This window comes from Halobacillus sp. Nhm2S1, from assembly GCF_019599545.1.
Taxonomy (GTDB): domain Bacteria; phylum Bacillota; class Bacilli; order Bacillales; family Halobacillaceae; genus Halobacillus.
This window is the reverse complement of sequence record NZ_JAIEZV010000001.1, coordinates 892,993-911,794: the sequence shown is the minus strand read 5'-3', so window position 1 is coordinate 911,794 and position 18,802 is coordinate 892,993. Positions and strand designations below refer to the sequence as shown.

The 18,802-nt window shown below is 43.9% G+C and carries 26 protein-coding genes; 23 read left to right on the top strand and 3 right to left on the bottom strand.

Annotation, left to right across the window (positions count from 1 at the left end; all coding sequences use genetic code 11):
• Positions 1 to 109: 109 nt before the first annotated feature.
• The 7 genes from K2225_RS04710 to K2225_RS04680 all read left to right on the top strand — a co-directional run bounded on the left by K2225_RS04710 (position 110) and on the right by K2225_RS04680 (position 5,718).
• Positions 110 to 3,520, top strand: coding sequence for a hypothetical protein (locus K2225_RS04710; RefSeq protein WP_220583703.1), 3,411 nt, complete (start codon positions 110 to 112; stop codon positions 3,518 to 3,520).
• A gap of 15 nt (positions 3,521 to 3,535) precedes the next feature.
• Positions 3,536 to 3,691, top strand: coding sequence for a hypothetical protein (locus K2225_RS04705; RefSeq protein WP_220583702.1), 156 nt, complete (start codon positions 3,536 to 3,538; stop codon positions 3,689 to 3,691).
• Between the two features lie 258 nt (positions 3,692 to 3,949).
• Positions 3,950 to 4,267, top strand: a complete 318-nt coding sequence (locus tag K2225_RS04700) for a hypothetical protein (protein WP_220583701.1) — start codon at positions 3,950 to 3,952, stop codon at positions 4,265 to 4,267.
• Between the two features lie 108 nt (positions 4,268 to 4,375).
• Positions 4,376 to 4,600, top strand: coding sequence for a hypothetical protein (locus tag K2225_RS04695; RefSeq protein ID WP_220583700.1), 225 nt, complete (start codon positions 4,376 to 4,378; stop codon positions 4,598 to 4,600).
• Complete coding sequence (locus K2225_RS04690; protein ID WP_220583699.1) at positions 4,597 to 4,941, top strand: VOC family protein; 345 nt, start codon at positions 4,597 to 4,599, stop codon at positions 4,939 to 4,941. Before K2225_RS04695 ends, K2225_RS04690 begins: the two co-directional genes overlap by 4 nt.
• Positions 4,942 to 5,017: 76 nt before the next feature.
• Positions 5,018 to 5,191 carry a PspC domain-containing protein gene (locus tag K2225_RS04685; RefSeq protein ID WP_220583698.1) on the top strand — a complete coding sequence of 58 codons (174 nt, stop codon included), beginning with the start codon at positions 5,018 to 5,020 and terminating at the stop codon, positions 5,189 to 5,191.
• A gap of 269 nt (positions 5,192 to 5,460) precedes the next feature.
• The gene (locus tag K2225_RS04680; protein WP_220583697.1) at positions 5,461 to 5,718 is read left to right on the top strand and encodes a hypothetical protein; all 258 of its coding nucleotides are present in this window, start codon (positions 5,461 to 5,463) and stop codon (positions 5,716 to 5,718) included.
• Positions 5,719 to 5,805: 87 nt separating this feature from the next.
• Here the strand turns inward: K2225_RS04680 and K2225_RS04675 are convergent, their stop codons facing one another.
• Positions 5,806 to 6,639 (bottom strand): hypothetical protein, encoded by an 834-nt coding sequence (locus tag K2225_RS04675; RefSeq protein WP_220583696.1) that lies wholly within the window; start codon positions 6,637 to 6,639, stop codon positions 5,806 to 5,808.
• Between the two features lie 197 nt (positions 6,640 to 6,836).
• Here K2225_RS04675 and K2225_RS04670 point away from each other — a divergent pair, with 197 nt between their 5' ends.
• The 16 genes from K2225_RS04670 (at position 6,837) to K2225_RS04595 (ending at position 16,594) form a co-directional block, all read left to right on the top strand.
• The gene (locus K2225_RS04670; protein ID WP_220583695.1) at positions 6,837 to 7,382 is read left to right on the top strand and encodes a GNAT family N-acetyltransferase; all 546 of its coding nucleotides are present in this window, start codon (positions 6,837 to 6,839) and stop codon (positions 7,380 to 7,382) included.
• Between the two features lie 107 nt (positions 7,383 to 7,489).
• Positions 7,490 to 8,200, top strand: coding sequence for a helix-turn-helix transcriptional regulator (locus K2225_RS04665; RefSeq protein ID WP_220583694.1), 711 nt, complete (start codon positions 7,490 to 7,492; stop codon positions 8,198 to 8,200).
• Positions 8,201 to 8,269: 69 nt separating this feature from the next.
• Positions 8,270 to 8,755, top strand: coding sequence for a hypothetical protein (locus tag K2225_RS04660; RefSeq protein WP_220583693.1), 486 nt, complete (start codon positions 8,270 to 8,272; stop codon positions 8,753 to 8,755).
• A gap of 105 nt (positions 8,756 to 8,860) precedes the next feature.
• Positions 8,861 to 9,379, top strand: coding sequence for an NADPH-dependent FMN reductase (locus K2225_RS04655; protein ID WP_220583692.1), 519 nt, complete (start codon positions 8,861 to 8,863; stop codon positions 9,377 to 9,379).
• Positions 9,380 to 9,426: 47 nt separating this feature from the next.
• On the top strand, positions 9,427 to 10,947 hold the full coding sequence (locus K2225_RS04650) for a GAF domain-containing sensor histidine kinase (RefSeq protein WP_220583691.1): 1,521 nt from the start codon (positions 9,427 to 9,429) through the stop codon (positions 10,945 to 10,947).
• A complete protein-coding gene (locus tag K2225_RS04645; RefSeq protein ID WP_220583690.1) occupies positions 10,937 to 11,602 on the top strand; it encodes a response regulator in 666 nt (221 codons plus the stop codon). The genes K2225_RS04650 and K2225_RS04645 overlap by 11 nt, the downstream gene beginning before the upstream one ends.
• Positions 11,603 to 11,764: 162 nt before the next feature.
• Entirely contained in the window at positions 11,765 to 12,013 is a 249-nt protein-coding gene (locus K2225_RS04640; protein WP_220583689.1) for a hypothetical protein, read from the top strand.
• Between the two features lie 35 nt (positions 12,014 to 12,048).
• Positions 12,049 to 12,321, top strand: coding sequence for a hypothetical protein (locus K2225_RS04635; RefSeq protein ID WP_220583688.1), 273 nt, complete (start codon positions 12,049 to 12,051; stop codon positions 12,319 to 12,321).
• A gap of 20 nt (positions 12,322 to 12,341) precedes the next feature.
• Complete coding sequence (locus tag K2225_RS04630; RefSeq protein WP_220583687.1) at positions 12,342 to 12,539, top strand: PspC domain-containing protein; 198 nt, start codon at positions 12,342 to 12,344, stop codon at positions 12,537 to 12,539.
• 239 nt (positions 12,540 to 12,778) lie between these two features.
• Positions 12,779 to 12,955 (top strand): hypothetical protein, encoded by a 177-nt coding sequence (locus K2225_RS04625; protein ID WP_220583686.1) that lies wholly within the window; start codon positions 12,779 to 12,781, stop codon positions 12,953 to 12,955.
• A 17-nt stretch (positions 12,956 to 12,972) separates the two neighbouring features.
• On the top strand, positions 12,973 to 13,236 hold the full coding sequence (locus tag K2225_RS04620) for a hypothetical protein (protein ID WP_220583685.1): 264 nt from the start codon (positions 12,973 to 12,975) through the stop codon (positions 13,234 to 13,236).
• 47 nt (positions 13,237 to 13,283) lie between these two features.
• Complete coding sequence (locus K2225_RS04615) at positions 13,284 to 13,634, top strand: cupin (protein WP_220583684.1); 351 nt, start codon at positions 13,284 to 13,286, stop codon at positions 13,632 to 13,634.
• A 438-nt stretch (positions 13,635 to 14,072) separates the two neighbouring features.
• Positions 14,073 to 14,987: an ABC transporter ATP-binding protein gene (locus K2225_RS04610; protein WP_370632720.1), complete on the top strand. Its 915-nt coding sequence runs from the start codon at positions 14,073 to 14,075 to the stop codon at positions 14,985 to 14,987.
• Entirely contained in the window at positions 14,984 to 15,724 is a 741-nt protein-coding gene (locus K2225_RS04605) for an ABC transporter permease (RefSeq protein WP_220583683.1), read from the top strand. The genes K2225_RS04610 and K2225_RS04605 overlap by 4 nt, the downstream gene beginning before the upstream one ends.
• Positions 15,725 to 15,772: 48 nt before the next feature.
• A complete protein-coding gene (locus K2225_RS04600) occupies positions 15,773 to 16,330 on the top strand; it encodes a DEAD/DEAH box helicase family protein (protein WP_220584014.1) in 558 nt (185 codons plus the stop codon).
• A gap of 18 nt (positions 16,331 to 16,348) precedes the next feature.
• Positions 16,349 to 16,594 (top strand): hypothetical protein, encoded by a 246-nt coding sequence (locus tag K2225_RS04595; RefSeq protein ID WP_220583682.1) that lies wholly within the window; start codon positions 16,349 to 16,351, stop codon positions 16,592 to 16,594.
• A 35-nt stretch (positions 16,595 to 16,629) separates the two neighbouring features.
• Here the strand turns inward: K2225_RS04595 and K2225_RS04590 are convergent, their stop codons facing one another.
• A complete protein-coding gene (locus K2225_RS04590) occupies positions 16,630 to 17,295 on the bottom strand; it encodes a potassium channel family protein (protein WP_146813820.1) in 666 nt (221 codons plus the stop codon).
• Between the two features lie 16 nt (positions 17,296 to 17,311).
• Positions 17,312 to 18,679, bottom strand: coding sequence for a TrkH family potassium uptake protein (locus tag K2225_RS04585; protein WP_220583681.1), 1,368 nt, complete (start codon positions 18,677 to 18,679; stop codon positions 17,312 to 17,314).
• Between the last annotated feature and the right edge of the window lie 123 nt (positions 18,680 to 18,802).

Here is an 18,802-nt window from a genome sequence, read left to right as displayed (position 1 = left end):
GTGCCGGATTCAGCTGTGAGAAGGATTTAATAATTGTTGGAAAAATGTTGAAGTCCTATTAGTTTTGGTGTAAAATTACACCGAAATAACGATCGGGGGAGGGGAAGAAATGGCCGCATTATCCAAGGAAGAAAAACAGAAGGTATTTCGGGAGCAATTGAATCACCTTAAAGAGAATGGGTACATAACAGATCAAGAGTTCTCTCGACTGATGCAGGCACAGGGGGCTTATCTGGAAGACAATGAATCTATAAAGCCCAGCGAACGTGTGGACAACGAAGAGGTTCAACCAGAAACTGTCCGGCAGCCAAAGCCGGCACCAAAACCCAAGCCGCTCAAAAAGAAAAAAGAACGCACGCCGGAACAAATCCGCGAACGCAACATCACGTGGACGCTCATCTTGGGCGTTTCCATCCTGCTGATCACGGGCTTAATCGTTGCGACGAGTCAGTGGGATCAAATGGGAGCAGCGACCAAGGTCATTTCCATCTCCTGTGTGTCGCTCTTTTTCTTCGCATTAAGCTATGGGACCGGCCGATTTTTGAAAATCAAACAGACAGCTTTTGCCTTTTTGACACTCGGAAGTTTACTCATTCCGATTGTGATTGTCGCGATTGGTTATTTTCAGCTGTTGGGCCCTTACCTATCCCTGAATGGAGAAGGCAGGCATCTGCTCGGTTTAATGGGAACGGCGATCCCGCTTCCTTTATATGTAAGGCATGCGTTCGTTCACCGTTCACGTCTTTATGTATGGATTTCGCTCTTGTTTCTATCGCTTTCCATAGGGTTCATGCTTGGAGCGCTCCCGTTATCCCTTGATGCCTTTTACCTTGGATTGATGCTGTACAATGCAGGATTGCTTGTCGCTTATGTCTGGTTGAAAACTAAAGGACACCTTCAGTTATTCATCACCGAGGTGCCATTATTCGCCCAGTTGAATCTAATCATTTCCACTTTGTTGATGCTGTTTTTCTTTGAAAATGAAGTGTTTTACAGCTTCAACCTGTTACTGACAGCCAGTGTTTATATGGCGATGGTTTTTGTTTACAAGACGAAAGAATATCAGTTTGTCTTTTCGGTCATGCTCGTGTACGGCGTGTATCAACTTGTTGAAAATACACCGTTATATGCCATGGAATCACTTGTTTATGCGCTTGTCGGCATGCTTTACATCGGGTTTGCCTACGCGTTTAGGAATCATACGTTCATCGAGAAGGTATTTCGCTGGACGAGCGGCATTGTCTCCTTTTTAGCGTTCATCTATATCACCTATGAGAGCATTCTGATTAAGGAGCAAAGCAGCTCATGGTTCCTGCTTGCCGCTTACGTTGTCATCATGGTGAATTATATCGTTTTATCCAACGTGACAAATCATGTGATTTTCAAATATTTGGCTCCTGTGTTCTTTTTTGTATCCACAGCACAGCTATGGGATTTGATTCAGACGGGACCCTTGTTCGTCTTTTTGTTCACAGCTGCTTCTCTCCTTTTTCTTTATGGAGGAATATGGACTAAAGTCACGTGGCTGCAGCCTCTGAAGGATAGCAGTCTTTACACGTCTTTATTTGTGTTGACGGGGTGTTTATACTTCGGTCTCTATGACCTGCAGTACGGGTATAGTGCCCTCATGCTGCTCATCGTCAGTCTGCTTGCCTTTTTCGTGAAAAAGAGTGATTCACATGACGATATGAAGCGTACGGCAGTCTGGGTGCTTCCATCAGGATTGCTGGCTGCTTCTGCCATTTTCTATCAAAAGTTTCTAGAGTGGGTACCTGCTTACAGCACAGGATACTCGATTTCCTTCCATCTGGCTCTTACGGGCGTACTTCTTCTTGGACTGCACTTTTTATGGAAAAAAGCGAAAGAAGACGATTTTGAGATGTCGACTTTTTATATCGCCCAGGGGACTTACGCAGCTGCCATGCTGCTCCTGTTCGTAGATGATGGAGTTGACCCGATCCTTGTACGGCCGATCTTGCTACTTGTGGGCATCGCTATGATGTACCTGCTTGTCCGCTACTCAAATAAAACGTACTACTGGAGTTTCGTTTCTGTCGCATCACTAGGTTTTTATACATCATTGATCGATCCACTGCGTATCGATTCATTTTCTAACGTACTCATGTATATGGTCTTCGCTCCTGTGCTCTTGATTGCTATAGGAGAATGGGGAGAAAAGAAATCGAAAGGGATGCGTCCTCATTTCTATATACTGGGACATATCGTTCAGCCGTTCATTGTCCTGCTTATTCTATTCGATCAGCTGGGTACAGAAAATGTTCATCCTGTGTTGTTGATCATTCCATTAACGGTGTACGTCTTCAGCACTTTGAAAGCAGGTAGAGAATCAGGAACAAAAACCATGCTGTATGCTGCTTTGACGACAGGGTATCTCCTCGTGGTCATCCTTCCGAAAGAGCTCGGGTGGGATGGAATTCCTTATGAATATGCGTTTTTTGCCAGCAGCTTCTTGTATGCGCTTCTCTGGTTCTTCGTCTCTGCCGAGTGGAGAAATCGGCTGGAGTGGTACATCATTCCATTTTCCCTTTTAGGTCTGTTCGTCATAATCAGTGACGTTCCTTTTAAAGGGGAGGGAGAATGGATGCTGGTGATCGCCTACACTGTTTTCAACCTTTTTTTCCTGCATCAGAGACCATGGCCGATCGTTCGCTTCGTCCCATTGATCCTCACCTTCGGATTATGGGAAAAACTCCGGGTGTTTTGGACCGATATGGACATGGTTGTTGTGCTGGCTTTAGGTATCGTCGTTCTTCTTGTGGCAGGGAAGATTTGGCAGAAAAGACTGTTTGGCCCTGAAATCAATGCGGATGCCTATACATGGACGGCACTTTTATATATTGGTTATTTGAATTTGTACACCTTATGGGATGAAAATGTATGGATACGCGTTCTCCCCGTTGTGCTGCTAAGCTTGTGGTTTTATCTTGGCGGGAAGAAGTGTTCAGAAAAATTTCTTCAGAACGTCTTTTACACAGGTACGGCAGCCAGTGTGTATGGCGCTTATTTGATGATTGTAGCCGCGTACAGTGAATACATCCCTGATTTAATCATCGCAGAGATTCAGGCCCTGCCGGTTTTGCTTGTCCTAGCGTTTGTCAGGAAAAACATATGGTCCGCTTCCTCGGAGTCGATGAATTACGTTCAGGTCGCTGTATTACTTTTCATCTCAGGTTATCTTGTCCTTGATGCGATCCAGAGCCACACCATTTGGGATGCCTGGATCATTGGAGGATTGTCGCTCACCTCGATGGTTGCCGGCATGCAGCTCCGAATCAAATCTTATTTCCTTGTTGGGATGGGTGTGCTTATTTTTAACATCATCTACCAGACGCGCCCGTACTGGGGCAACCTCCCATGGTGGGTCTACCTATTGATTGCCGGGCTCGTTTTGATCGGGATTGCAAGTTACAATGAATGGCAGAAACAACGTTCGGAATCAGAAAAGCCTGTGGAACAAAAGTGGAAAAAGCTTTGGAAGGCATTTATGAACTGGCAGTAGAGAAGGAGTCGTCACATGAATTATATTTTGGACACATTAAAAACCATGGCTCTTGACTTCATCTCCATGATTAAAGGGTTCGCGTATGGATTTATCATGGTCGGATTATTTATCGGTTTTTTGGGCGGAGTCATCTATGGGGTTCTGTATATAAGGAATCTACTAATATAAGAAGTTCATCAGTCTTTTGTTGAGAGAAATATCCTGAGCACGCGCACAGATCATTTAATCAACACTAGAAGATGCAAAGAAATGTATAAAAGGTGCCAATAAATGCTTCGGAGTCGCTAATAAGTGCTTAAAAACGGTTAATAAAACTTCGGAAGCAGATAGAGAGGCTCTCGACATCAAACGGAATTAGTGCTTTGGTTCTTATCACCTTCCTGGGCTCCCAGCATAAAATGTGAGGAGTCGAAGGAGGGTGATGGGGTGAACAATACAGGGAACCCACAGATGCAGGGAAGTAGCAGCCAGCCTCAAAATGTTCATGACTTCTGTAGGCAAAACCTTTATCAAATGGTACAAATTGAAATGGATGATGGGCAGACACATACAGGACTCTTGCACAGCTATGATCAAAATCAAATGAACCTGCTTATGCCCACAAGCCAGCAGGGGCAGAATAGGAGCGTTAACCAGGAGGACAGTCGCCTGTTTTTCCCATTCTTTGGACCGTTCGGGCTCTTCGGTTTCCCGTTTTGGGGGATACGCAGGTGGTGGCCGTATTATTATCCATATTGGTGGTAAACACCATGAAAGTCACTGAAAAGATTCAGTGGCTTTTTTGTTCTGTTTCACTATTTTTGTGATACGATGAGTAAAAGGAATCATTTACCATGAGAAAGTGGGGATGGGATGAAAGAAAACCTGACGTTTGCCTGGATTGCTTCATGGTTTGCCCTTGTGGGGCAGCTCGCCTTTTTTATGGTGGTCGCTTTATTTACAGGGGAGTGGCGTTATGTCATGTGGAGTTTGTTAGTCAGTTTGAGTGTCGGGGTTCCCAATATGATTCGGACGTGGCAGGCGCAGAAAAAGGCGGATGCGAGGAAAATATATGGGCAGGGGGAAGGGTCGGTATGATTGAGAAGATCGATACGATGTGTATGGGTGTAAAGGATGTGGAAAAAGCCAGTTCATGGTATGAAGAAAAGCTGGGATTTACCGTCTCTTTTAAAGGAGAAGGGTACTGTGTCCTGTCCATTGGCAATCATCCGGTACCCTTGACGATTGAAGAGAAGGAAAGCGTGGATACATCAAATCAAAACTATCCCATCTTTTTCACGAACCATTTAGATGAGACGTATGAACAGTTAAAAGAGAGAAAGGTGAACGTTGACGACAAGCAAAGAGACCAAGAAAACGATTATTTCGATTTTTATGATTTGGACGGTAACCGTCTGCAAGTTTGTTGTTATCGTTGAAATGTTGAAATTTTTGCTGCCTGTAAAGAAATAAGGGTTTTATAGAATTTGTTGAGCTGTAAAGGGGGATTGAAAAATGAAAAGATCCGTCACGAACCATTCGTTGCATGGGGTTTGTGCAGGAATTGCTGCTCAGGTGGGTCTTTATCCTATGGCCATTCGTCTTTTATTTATTGTTACATTCCCGATCTCTTTCTTCTTTTACATCCTTCTTGCAAATATGATGGATGTTGACCATCCTTCCCTTTAGCTGCTATTTACATAATTTTATATCTATCACCTTAAAGAGTACTTAACTTTTCACGAGAGGAGAAGCGATTGTTCTTCCTATTTCTCTATTCATGAACCAGGCTGCAGCAGGTGTGCTTGCTTCGCTCTTCTTTTTGCTTACAGGGGTTTATTTCAGCAAGCCGCGTTTTTACAAATACACGGATGGATCATGATTCGTTTGATGGAGAAAGGGAAAATGAAAACGACATAAAAAAGATGCAACCATTTTTCCTTTGTGGGGGAGTAGCCATGACAGATGAGAAAAGAGAGTCTAAACATACCATGTGGTACCTTTATGCAGTGGTTTTTTACTGGCTATTATATACGGTGAAAATTTTCTATATAGAAGAGCGCTGGTTCGATTTTGTTTTCTATGGTTTAACCATAGTAGGCATTGCAACATTTGCCATCATCGAATTCAGAAAGCGTAAGCTGATCGTTTCCTTTATGGCATTTGTATTGTTTTTTACGTATCTGTTCGAGTTCGTCCCTGTACCTGTTCCATAGTTGTAATAAAGGCATGAACCTTCACCATCGGATGCCTATGAAGCGATATGTTTTTCTGTAAAGGGGTTCCAGAATTGTCTGAACCCCTTATTGAATGACCAGTCCGTTCTCCAATCCCCAATGAGTCTCCTTCTTTAAAGATCCCTGCTTATTAATCTGCCCTTTGACAGTAATGGTGTCTCCTCTTTCCACATCCAACTCCAATGATTTTCCCTCAAGGTTCTTGGTTTCAACGACAAAGGTGTAGGGCAGCATCTCTGTGCTGTTCGTTTTGATATTCAGCCAATTCTCTCCATTGTAAGCGTCGCCCGCATAGACAACGATAAAATCAGGGAACGTTTGGACAAGTGTGCCTTTCCATGTCACCTCTTTTTGATACAGGAACCTTGTGAACGTATCAGACTTCAACGAATCTTCCAGCTTGTAAAAATGGGTGATCGTTTCTTTGAAGCCATTGAATGCCTCATCTCTGAATTGGCGGACAAAAGACTGTTGTTCTGCAGAGTTAAAGTAGCCTCTGTAAAGTCCATCAAGAGGCTTTCTTGCTTCAAGGACGGCTTGAAAGCTATCTTTTTGTGACATCTGACCGAGGAACATGAGGACGATATTCTCATGGACAAGGGCGATCGGATGATCTTTAAGGTGCTCTGTTCCTTCAGCGTTTTCGTATTCGATGATGTCGATATCTCCTATGGAGTAGCCGTTCACGAATTGGTCGTGTTCCTGCACGCTATCCGGCAATGGCTCCTTTTCTCCTTCCAGCAAGTTGGATTCATTGAGCCATTGATAGACGTTGTCAGCGGTATAGGCCTGGCTTTTCCCTTCTTTCTTTATTCCCTGAGCACTCTTACTTGTTGATTCATTCATGCAACCGGTGAGAACGGTGAGAAGCATGAGGATCATGAGTGTTGTTTTCTTCACATTCGACCTCCTGGTGTTCAAGCTCATCTTATTGTAAACCAATGAATCTATGCTTGGAAGGGTTGAGATATGTTTTAATAGAAGAACAAGGATTCGATAGAGACTCCCATATATAAAGAAAACATGCCGAAAACTATAGCATGGGAAATTTGGCGGATAAAATCATTGAAGTGATGAAGCGAAAGGGGGAAACACCCATGGGAGTTACATTTGAGAAACTGACAGAGCCAACAGTAAAGATCGCATCGGCCTATCATCGGTGGGAGAACGACACTGCACTCATACCGATGGTTCGACCGAATCAGGATCAGGAGGCATTGGAGAAAAGGTATGAAGTGACAGCGGAAAGTTTGAAACAGCGATTGAAGAACCATGAAATTTTCCTTATTTATATGGATGGTGAACTCGTTGGTGAAATGAATTACATGATCAACCCTGGTCATCTACATAAAAAAGAACAAGATACAGCCTGGATCGGAATTACCATTGGTGAGGCAGCCGGTCGAGGGAAAGGAATTGGATTCGAAGCTATCCGTTACTTGGAAGACCGGATCAAAGAGGCAGGATTAGACCGTGTGGAGCTTGGGGTGTTCGAATTTAATAAGAAGGCACAGAAGCTGTACAGGAAGCTCGGGTATGAAGAGATTGCAAGGATCCCGGATTTCACGTATTGGAACGGCAGCAAGTGGGCGGACATTCGTATGGAGAAATTCTTAGGAATCAAGTCAAACAAAGAAGATTAATAGGGGAAAAATAAAACGGAATGTGGATGGGCAGAAAGTCGAAAAACTCTTATAATAGATGTAGTGATGTTTGATAACGATTATATAGAAAGAAAAGGAGGCCCGATATGCGACACGATATACAACCGAACGAACGTGCTTTCTCAACAAAGGAAGTAGCCGAAGAAGTCGGGATCGCCACAACGACGGTCAGACGGTATGGGCAGCTTTTGGAACAGAACGGGTATGAGTTTTTCAAAGACGGCGACCGGCGGATCTTTGTGAGGTCAGATGTCGAGGCTCTCATAAAAATTCGTGATACAGAAATGCCGAAAGAAGATAAAATTAAAGAAATCGTAGAAGAACAGAAGGAGCTTCTCGCAGGCTATGAGTCTCGCGAACTCGCACTTTCCGATACATATGACGGAACGGAGATGCAGGATTCCGATCAGATGAAAGAGATGTTCCGTTTCCTGGCCAGTGAGCTTGCGGCCTCAAGAGAAATGAACGTTCAGTTGAAAAATGATATGGCTGAACTGAAAACGACCGTATCCCGTTTAAAACAGGATCACCATGTGATCAGCTCCGGAGTCGGGAACTTTTCACAAAAGACGCATACGAAAATGGATAAGATGATGCAGCAGCAGAAAGAACAGTATGAAGAACTGTTGCGTGAAGAACAAGAAAAGTCGGAATATCTCCAAAAAGAAATCCGGGAGATGCGCGAGGAACAAAAGAAAGAGTGGCGCTCTCAAAGCGAGTTCAATGAACGGTTGGAACATTCGGTCAAAAATTCCCGTGGAACCCTCGGTAAAATTATGTCCTTATTCAAAAAATAGCAGCAAGAGACGCTTGAATCCATGAAGGTTCAAGTGTTTTTTGTATAAAATCCCAGAAAGGGTGAGTGGATGAAGAAGTTGACCTTCGTCATTATTTTTGTGCTATTTGGTGCCATGCCTGTGGATGCTTTTGTCGTCAAAGAGGAAGCTTTAGAGCAGTCTAGGGACGTAGATTTCACCCAAGTTCCATCAACCATCATTCTTCATGATTCTGAGATGAAAAGAAAAGTAGAGATCGAATCCATCAAAGAGATTGTGACGATTAGGGAGGGTGTATATGAAGCGGCCCGTGTTAAAGGTGAATGGACTAAAAACGGGAAACTAGGAACGTTGGACTTCGGAGATGATGAATTGATCCACATCTATTATGGGAAGGACAGGGAAAACGTCTACTTGGATGTAGGCGAAGAAACCACGTTCATGTCCAGAACAGCTTTCTTCGAACTTTTTTATCCTATCATCCACAGCCGTCCCCTCCCTCCAGGAGAAGGCGGGGATGTTCAACCCCTTCCGCCGGCCCCATCCATTCAACCGGATGATTTCCTTTCTTTATAGACGAACGCATGTTTTCGGTCCAATGGTGTAGATGATCTTCCTTCCATTCTCGGATTCAAGATGATGCCTTTTCCCATAACCTAAGAAGTAAGGAGGTTATGAAGAATGAGTATCGTGATTTTTAGTGGAACGCCGAGGAAGAATGGACGGACAAAGGTTGTTGCTCAGGCATTAGAGCATAAATTGGATGGAACCCTGGTCGACTTAAGTAGGCTGGATCTCCCTTTATTTAATGGAGAAGAGTCACAGGGAAACCGACCTTCCGTCCAGTGGCTGCGAAGAATTGTCGCGGAAGCGGATGGTTTTATATGGGTGTCGCCGGAATATCATAATGGTATGAGTGGCGCGCTAAAAAATGCGCTAGAGTTTTTAAGCGGCTCACAATTTAAAGGGAAACCCACTTTGCTGCTTGCTGTTTCCGGAGGTGGGAAAGGCGGCATCAATGCACTGAACCAGATGCGCACCGTTGGACGTGGACTCTACGCAGCTGTGGCTCCCGGGCAGCTGATTTTTGATCCGGAACACTTTGAAGGGGATCGTTTGAGAGCGGAGATGGAAGAGAAGCTCGATCTATTATTGGCGGAATTTATGGCTGTTCGTTTTCTGAACGTGAAGAGTAGTTGAATGGGCGTTATTTGAGAATTCGACAATACGAAGAAGGGGGTGGAACAATGAGTAGATATGAACGGGTAGAAGAATTGAACATTATGAAAGTTATTGCTGAAACGCTTAACCGTTGTAACGACATGACGACGATGCTTCAGACCGTACTGGAAAAGTTGCTGGAATTGACGAAGCTGGATGCGGGGTGGGTTTTTCTCCTTGATCATCCAGAAGAATATGTACTCGCTGCGCATCATGGACTTCCTCCTGCTTTATCATGGGGGGACTATAAGCCGATGTGCAGCGGAGATTGTTATTGCTTGAGCCGTTATCGCAATGGGAAGCTGAATCAGCCGGTCAACATCATTGAATGTAAACGACTGAATGAAGCCATCCAGCATGCTTGGGGGGATACAAATGGGATTACCCACCATGCCACGATTCCGCTTGGAGACGGAGCGGAATCTTTCGGCTTATTGAATGTCGCTTCCCCTCGTAAGGAAAAATTCTCTCAGGAAGAATTGACGCTGCTTCAATCGCTAGGGTTCCAAATTGGTACAGCCATACGCAGGACCCGTTTATATCAAGATGAACGGAGGCGTGCAGAAAGCTTTGAAAAATTGAACCAGCTTGCCGGTTTTTTATGGTCTGCGGATGACTTTTATGAATTGCGGGAGATATTACAGAGGGAAGGACAGAAGACTTTCGGCTGGTCTTCGGTTGGTTGTTACATTGAAAGTCATATAGGCACGAAACCGGCTTTCGTGATGTCGGATGAAGTCAGACTCCATGAGGATTTGGCGGTGATCCCAATCACCAGAGAAAAAGCTGTCCGAGGTGCTGTTTGGATTGAACCACAAGAGAGCACTTCATTCCAACCTAGTGATGATGAATTTTTGATCGCACTGGGACGGCATTTGTCGCTCGTTTATGAAAATATCAATCTAAAAGAGAAACGGCAGGAGTTGCTGCTTCATGAAGAGCGGAAGCGGCTGGCCCGTGATTTGCACGATTCTGTGAATCAGAAACTTTTCTCCTTATCTTTGACGGCTAAAGGCGCGAAGGAAATGGTGTCCAAGTACGACTCTTCTCTTGGGGAATTAATGGATGACATGTGGTCCATGTCACAGCAGTCATTGAAAGAGATGCGCTCCTTAATATGGCAGTTGCGCCCGGTGGGGCTGGAAGAGGGATTGCTGTCAGCTATGAAGAAATATGGCGAGCACCTTGGGCTCTGTGTTCAGTTTGATATGGAACGTCTCCCTGACTGGTCGCGCCAGGCAGAAGAAACGCTATGGCGTATTAGTCAGGAAGCGATGAACAATGTCGCGAAACACGCGAATACGAAAGAGGTGACGGTCCACCTTTTTGATACAGAAGGAGGAGCGGGCATGACGGTGAGGGATCGTGGGAGTGGATTTCAAATCGAAGCGGATGACGATCGGCGGACGCTCGGACTGATCAGTATGAAAGAACGGGCAGAACTCTTAGGTGGGAAACTTTCTGTGAGAAGCGAACCGGGGGCAGGCACAACGATTGATGTCTTTTTACCGTACCGGAGGGAGAGGAGTAGTGAGCATGAAAATTAGAGTGATGCTCGTGGATGATCATCTCGTCGTATTGAGAGGGTTGAAATTTTTTCTCAATACGCAGAGAGATATCGAGGTTATCGGTGAAGTGGAAAATGGAGAAAAAGCATTGAACGCGTATGAAAAATGGAAGCCGGATGTCGTGCTTATGGACTTGATGATGCCGGTCATGGATGGAGTAGAAGCGACGAAGAAATTACGTGAAGCCCATCCGGGAGCAAAGGTGGTCGTCCTGACGAGCTATTCTGATCAAGACCATGTTATTCCCGCTTTGCAGGCCGGGGCTGTCGGGTACCAGCTCAAAGATGTCGACCCCGATGAACTTGTGAAAACAATCAGAGCCGCGTCCAAAGGCGAGAAACTGCTCCACCCAAAAGCGACGAATCTACTTTTGGAGCAAATGAGCAGTGGAGGAGAAAAGAAGGAACCTGACGTTCATTTCAAGCTGACGAACAGGGAGAAAGATGTGCTCTTTCAAATCACGCTCGGGAAAAGCAACAAAGAAATTGCGAGCGACTTGTACATAACAGAAAAAACGGTCAAAACGCATGTAAGTAATCTTCTAAGCAAGCTGCAGGTTCATGATCGTACACAGGCGGCGATTTATGCGATGAAAGAAAATCTATTTGCTGATCGGTCTGAAGAAAGTAAGTAAAAGCATCTCCCGTTTTTAGGGGGATGTTTTTTATTGATAAATAATGAAACCCTCGGGGAGGAACAACCGTATGAAAGAAGAAATGGCTTTTTCTTACAACGATGATCTTCACTAGGATTACGAAGGCCGAAACGCTGATTACTTGTAAAGGGGAGACATTATATGAATAAGTGGGCTTGGACGTCATTAGGGATGGTTATCGTTAACTTTATTTTATTCCTATTGGTGCGGGGACCAAACGTCAATCTGCCATTGGTCGTAATCGTTGGAAGTTCTCTTTCCATCATAGGCATCGTCTGTGCGGTGCTATCTAAAAAAATCATCGCAGGTACGGCAGGATTTGTAGTAAACGGCGGGGTGCTGATCATGATGTTCTTTCTTCTTCTTGCGATGGGGATCAGCGAACCTTAAACAAAGGAGTGGTTAACATTCGTGAAAAGGTTCATATGACTAATCTGATGTTATTCGTCCTTTTATTAGCATGGGGGTTTTTTCTTTATTTCGGTACCCACTTCGTAGAACAGGAAGATCCCTATATAGGTGAAAACCTTAGTATTCTATTGGTCTATGTGATCTGGGGTATCGGTTACTATCTTCAATTGAAGCAGCCCACGATGAAGCGGGCACTGGTAGTCATGGTTCTATTTTTAGGTATGCAAGTCGTGTATTTTTTCAATTTGTACTTCGTCATCACATTTTTTGAGTGGGTCTTTGAATAGTGATCAAGGAGGAAAAGGATTTGAAGAAATTATATCGTTCCACGAATGAAAGCCAGTTGTCAGGGGTTCTCGGCGGTCTCAGTGAAACGTTTAACATTGATGTGAGTATCCTGAGAATCCTCGTTGTAGTATCTGGATTTTTCACAGGAGGATTGACTTGGCTCATTTACCTTGTGGCTGCGATCGTCATGCCGACGGATCAACAGGTAAGGAAGTAAAAGGAGAGGGAAACTTGTGCTGAAATATTTTCTATATGGAGGCCTCATTTTTTCAAACATCCATGCTGTTCGGGGTTCAACGGAAAACATAATCCTTTTGTTTTTCGTTTCTATGGCGGTGATCGCCCTACTGGAAGTTGTAATCAGAAATAGTCGAAACAAGTTGTATTAAAAGTGGTAACGTGACCGGGGTAGACACTCCGAGTCATGACAATTGTTATCACTAAAGGGGAGAAATTATGGATTTGGCTTTACTATTTGGCGTTCTCTTGACAGTGCTTCCGCTTGTGACGATTAAAAAAGTGAAGGAAGAAACGTTATTACAGAGGATCATCCATATTGGATGTCTTCTTATTGGGGTTCTGCTTCTTGTCGGGTTTACCATTCAGTTTACGGCTTATATAGAAAAATATTAAGAAAAGGATTGATTTTGATGGAGATCCTGCTCTCTAGCTTATTGTTTTTAGCTCTATTGGTCTCGGTTTCTGTATTCATATACAAGCGAAAGAAAGAAGGAGTAAAAGGATGGAAAACGGCGCTGACATCCATCTGTTTTTACGCCATTGCTATACTGAACCTTTTGGCTTCCTGGTTAGATGGTCTTGGAATCGTAAGTTGGGGGATCACGATTGTCCTCATCATGTTAGGTGCTTATTTTACGAGATATATGCCTGTCGCTTCACAACCATCTTCATGAATGGATAAGATACTCAGTCATTGATCACAGAAAATCAGGAGGTACAAATGGATATTTACTCTTTTAAGAAAGAAACGGGTAAAAAGATTGAGAAGTTCCAATCGGATTTCATCATGTCACGCATAACCAAGACTCATAAAGATGCTCATATCGGATGTATGCATTTAGGAGAACATGGAGTGATCGGTTACCATCAGGCTATCGTTCCGCAGCTCTTGCTGGTGGTCGAAGGAGAAGGAATGGTCAGAGGGGAAGAGGAAAGGTTTACTCCCGTAGAAAGGAGCGACGCTGTCTATTGGAGAAAAGACGAATGGCATGAAACGAAAACCGAGACTGGATTGACAGCGATTGTCATTGAGAGTGAAGAGTTGGATGTCTCTGCTTTAGCAACCATATAGAAAAAACGCTAGTGGACTTTGAAAACGGGACACGTGCTTATTGAAAGGGGTACTCTTATTAAAAGATTCTTTAAATCCTGGTTCGGCTGGATGATCGGTGTCCTTGTAGGAATATCCCTAATTAGTTTATGGAACGGTGAGGGAATCGATTGGAGACTTATCATCGGTCTCAGTATTGGCGGTCTGATAGGTACATCAATAGGGATTGGGTTAAAGAAAAATTTGAAGAAAGAGAAAAATTAACTCCCTATTGGAATACACATAGTGAGGTGCTGATTTTACATTTTAACGTGGGGCGGAGTTGGTTCATTTTCGAAACCCGTGCAAAAGTCAAAAAAAATCATCAAATAGATGGCATGAGGCAATAAAACTTCTTGTGAAACTTCTTTGATATCTACGCGTAGATGCATATATAGAACTTGAAAGAAGGGAGCGGTCATCATCGAACAGGTCATCCAGGTCGAAAACTTATCCAAGTCATTCGGAGCAACACAAGCGGTTAAAAACCTTTCGTTTGCAGTAAGAAAAGGAGAAATCTTCGGGATCATCGGACCAAACGGAGCCGGAAAGACGACGACACTTGAGATATTGGAAGGAATCCAGAAACCAACGTCAGGAGAAGTGGAGGTGCTGGGGCTGAATCCCGGGAAACAGCTGCGTGAACTGAATCGCCTCATAGGCGTGCAGTTCCAGGCGACTTCTATTCAGAAAAAGATGAAAGTGAAAGAAGCGCTGGACTTGTTCTCAAGCTTTTACAAAGGGAAAACCCAAAAAGATCAATTGATCGATATGCTCGGACTCGGAGAAAAACTCAACGTCCATTTTGAAGACCTTTCTGGTGGTTGGAAACAGCGGGTCACCCTTGCTTTGGCAACGTTGCACAAGCCTGAACTATTGTTTCTGGATGAGCCGAGTATGGGCCTGGATCCCCATGCCAGACGTGAAATGTGGGAGATGATTCGTACTTTAAGAGGTCATGGGAGCACGATTGTCGTGACAACACACTATATGGAGGAAGCCGAAAAGCTTTGTGATCGTGTCGCGATGATTTACAGCGGGGAACTCAAAGCATTGAATACTCCTGATGCTCTTTTGGATGATGTCGCGACCCATTACCTTGCTTTTGATAGTGAACGGATGTCCTATGAGTACCTGTTGACATTAAGTGATGTGGTGCGGGTGGAAAAAGAAAAGGGCGACTTCAAAGTGTTCAGTGAGAATCTCCAGCATACCGCCTATCAAATTTTTACCTACTGCCATGACGAGAACATTGAACTGAAGAACTTCAAGTTTGAGCGAGGATCGCTTGATGACTTGTTTGTTCAATACTTGGAAAAGGAGAAAACCGGATGAATACGGTAATGAAGCTGGCAAACTTGGAAACTAAAATGTTCTTCCGTGACCGTCTCAGTGTTTTCTGGACGTTCCTTTTTCCTGTGGTGATGATCTGGTTATTCGGTTCGATGTTCAGTGGAGACATGGCTGGTCCTTTTACCTTTGCTGAAGTCTTCATTCCGTCATGGATCGGTGTCAATATTGTCACCACTTCGTTTTTTACTTTAGGAACCGTTCTTGCCGGTTATCGAGAAACGGGGGTCCTGCGCAGGTATCAGTCGACACCGCTTCAACCGTGGAAGATTCTCGCTGCCCACACGGTGCAGGGGACAGTGATTTTTATTATTTCTGCCATATTACTCATGGTTTTCGGCATGGTCATGTACGACCTTCAGGCTCCTATGTATATTGGAAGTACGCTTTTGGCTCTGTTCATCAGCATCCTTGCCTTTTTCCCGTTTGCCCTGTTCGTTACTTCACTAGCTAAAAATACACAGTCGGCAGCGGCAATCAGCTCCCTTTTTCTAAATTTAATGCTTTTTCTCTCTGGTGCCACATTTCCGATAGAGATGATGCCGACGGTTCTACAGTATGTAGCCAAAGTGTTGCCATTATATTATGTGATTCAATTGCTGCGTGGCACGTGGAATGAGGCTCCCATCTCTGAATTCGGACTCGAAGTCGGGATTTTACTAGGAATCGCGGTCGTTTCTATTGTGCTTGCTTCCCGGTATTTCAGGTGGAGCGATCAATAACGGTCTCCCGAAAGAAGGAGATTTTTACAAAGGAAAGAGGTGAGAGAAATAAAACTTGTTTTATTATTTGGACCTCAAGCTGTCGGGAAAATGACGGTTGGACAAGAATTAGAAAAATTAACAGGGCTGAAGCTTTTTCATAATCATATGACCATTGAGCTACTTCAGCCGTTTTTTGGATTCACTGACGAGATGTGGAACTTGTCTCAATTATTCAGAACAGAAATCTTCCGTACTTATGCGAAAAGTGATGAGTATGGCATGATCTTTACGTTTATTTGGGCGTTCAATAAGCAGGAAGATTGGGATTATGTTGAAACGATCGTTGACATCTTCCAACGTGAAGGAGGAGAAGTGTATTTCGTGGAACTGCAGGCAGATGTGGAAGAACGGGTCAGGAGAAACCGTACGCCGAACAGGCTCGAGCACAAACCTTCCAAACGAGATGTGGAAGCATCGGAAGAAAGGATGATGACTTCCATGGACCGTTTGCGGATGAATACAAAAGATGGTGAAATTAATGAGAAGAATTACATCAAGATCGATAATTCAGATCTTGAACCTTCTGCTGTGGCTAAGAAGATTCAAGAAAGACTTGGTTTGTAAAAGTGGATGAAATGATTGATGAAAAGGATCGTTACGTTCTTGTTTGGCCGACCTTATAAGGAATCAAAGCTTATGACTTTGTATTATTGGATGGCCGATTGTATGTACATATTTGCTTCAATCCTACTGTTGGCTGCAGCTGTTTTAACTGGTGACGTAGAATTTTGGCTCAGTTTCATCACGGATCTTTTTATGTTTCCGTTGATGTTCCGGGTGGTTTACGGCGTGGTCACCCGAGTCAATCAAGCGATATTTAAATCTTGAAAAAAGCAGCAGCTGTCGGACAGCTGCTGCTTTTATTAATCCTCGACGACGAGGTTTTTCTCAAAGCGGTTGACGTCTTTATCGGCTCCGATGACAATCAATATGTCACTTGCATTGACTTGTTCGGTCGCCATTGGAGAAACGATGACATCTTTTCCTCTTTTGATCGCTACAATATTACACCCGTACTGGGCGCGGATATCTAAATCGATCAATGTTTTTCCGCTCATCTTTCTTCCTGCTTTTACCTCGACGACGCTGTGATCATCAGATAGCTCGATATAATCGAGGATATTATCAGAAATGATGTGATGGGCGATACGTTTTCCCATATCTCTTTCCGGGTGAACAACTTGGTCGGCACCGATCTTGTTCAATATTTTCTCATGGTAATCGTTCTGGGCTTTGACGGTAATCATTCGTATGCCCATTTCCTTTAAAATCAACGTCGTCAACATACTGGCTTGGATATTATCTCCGATGGCTACGATGACGTGATCAATATTCCTGAAACCCAATTCTTTGAGGACGAGTTCATCAGTGGAATCAGCCATGACGGCATGAGAAACGATCTCTCGGTATTCATTGACTTTGTTTTCATCGAGATCGAGAGCGAGGACTTCCATGCCCTCCCGGCTGAGTTCTCTGCAGATGCTTCCGCCGAAACGGCCAAGTCCCACTACAGCAAATGTTTTTTTCATCGTTGGTTGCCTCCTATCAGCCGATAATCATCGGTTCTTTCGGATAATGATATTTATCTTTGACGCCTTTTCCTCGTATGATGAATAAGAAGGAGAAAATGCCGATCCTTCCGATAAACATGAGAGTAATGATAATGATTTTGCCAGCTGTATGCAAGTCAGGGGTAATTCCCATCGAAAGACCGGTCGTTCCAAAGGCTGAGCATGCTTCAAATAAAATCTGCATCAAAGAAAACTGCGGCTCGAAGTAATTCAATAAGATTACCGCAATCCCTGTAATCGCAATGGCCGTGTTAATAACAATGAACGAACGGAAGATATCATCCGGATCGATCTCTCTTCTAAACACCCGTACATGAGTTTTCCCTCTTGCATAGGCGATGACCGTTAATACACTAATTGCGAAAGTCGTTGTCCGTATTCCTCCTCCAACACTACTCGGAGATGCCCCGATAAACATAAGAATACAGATGACCAGTAAGGTCGGTACACTGAATTCTGCTACATCCATAGTCGCCAGTCCTCCGTTCCGTGTGGTCACGGATTGGAAAAGGGAGAAAAAGAAAGCCTCGTGCCAGGATTTGTCTGCGAAAAAATGGTTCCTATCCAGAAGATAGATCAGCACTGTCCCCACAACCACGAGGACCCCGAACGTAACAGACGTCAATTTTGCAAAAAGGGAAAAGTGCATGACATTTTTTTGTTTATGTGTCAGATAATCTTTGATCTCAATGAGCACCGGAAACCCTATGGCTCCAAGTGTTAATAACAGCATATTGATAAACTGCACAAAGTAATCGTTTTCGAATAGGACAAGGGATACGCCCGTTATATCAAACCCAGCATTGGTCGTGGCACTGACGGATGCAAACATTCCCTGAACGACGGCTTCCCCTACTGTCGGGAAGTATTGAGTAAAGTAGACGCTTAAAATGATGGCACCCACCAGTTCAATCAAAAGAATAATCAATAGGATCTGTTTGATCAGATTGACCATTCCCGCAAACGTAGAGCGGTTTTGGTCGGTTTTAATGAGTTGTCTCCTTTTCAATCCAATCTTTTTACCGAGCATCAGCCAGATGAACGTTCCCAGCGTCATGACGCCGATTCCGCCGAACTGGAGTATAAACATGAGAACAAAATACCCAGCGGTATTAAACGTATCCAGCGTAGATACGACCGTTAACCCGGTTACGCTCACGGCGCTTACGGCAGTAAAGAGAGCGTCAATAAAGCTTAAATCGACACCCTCCTTATGTAAAAAGGGCAGGCTTACGAGTATGGTGGAAACAATGACGGCCGTAGCGTAAAACAATACAATTACCTGAAAAGGAGTCAAACGGTCAAAGTATTTGTTGAATTTGGTTTTTAGGTCATTAAACATAAAGATGCTCCTTCAGGTGAAGAAATCAAGTTATACATGGATTTTATATGTTCTCTATTATGATTACAACTCCCTTTGGAATCATAGGGGTGGATTAAATTTACAGAAAATAAAGAAAGTGGG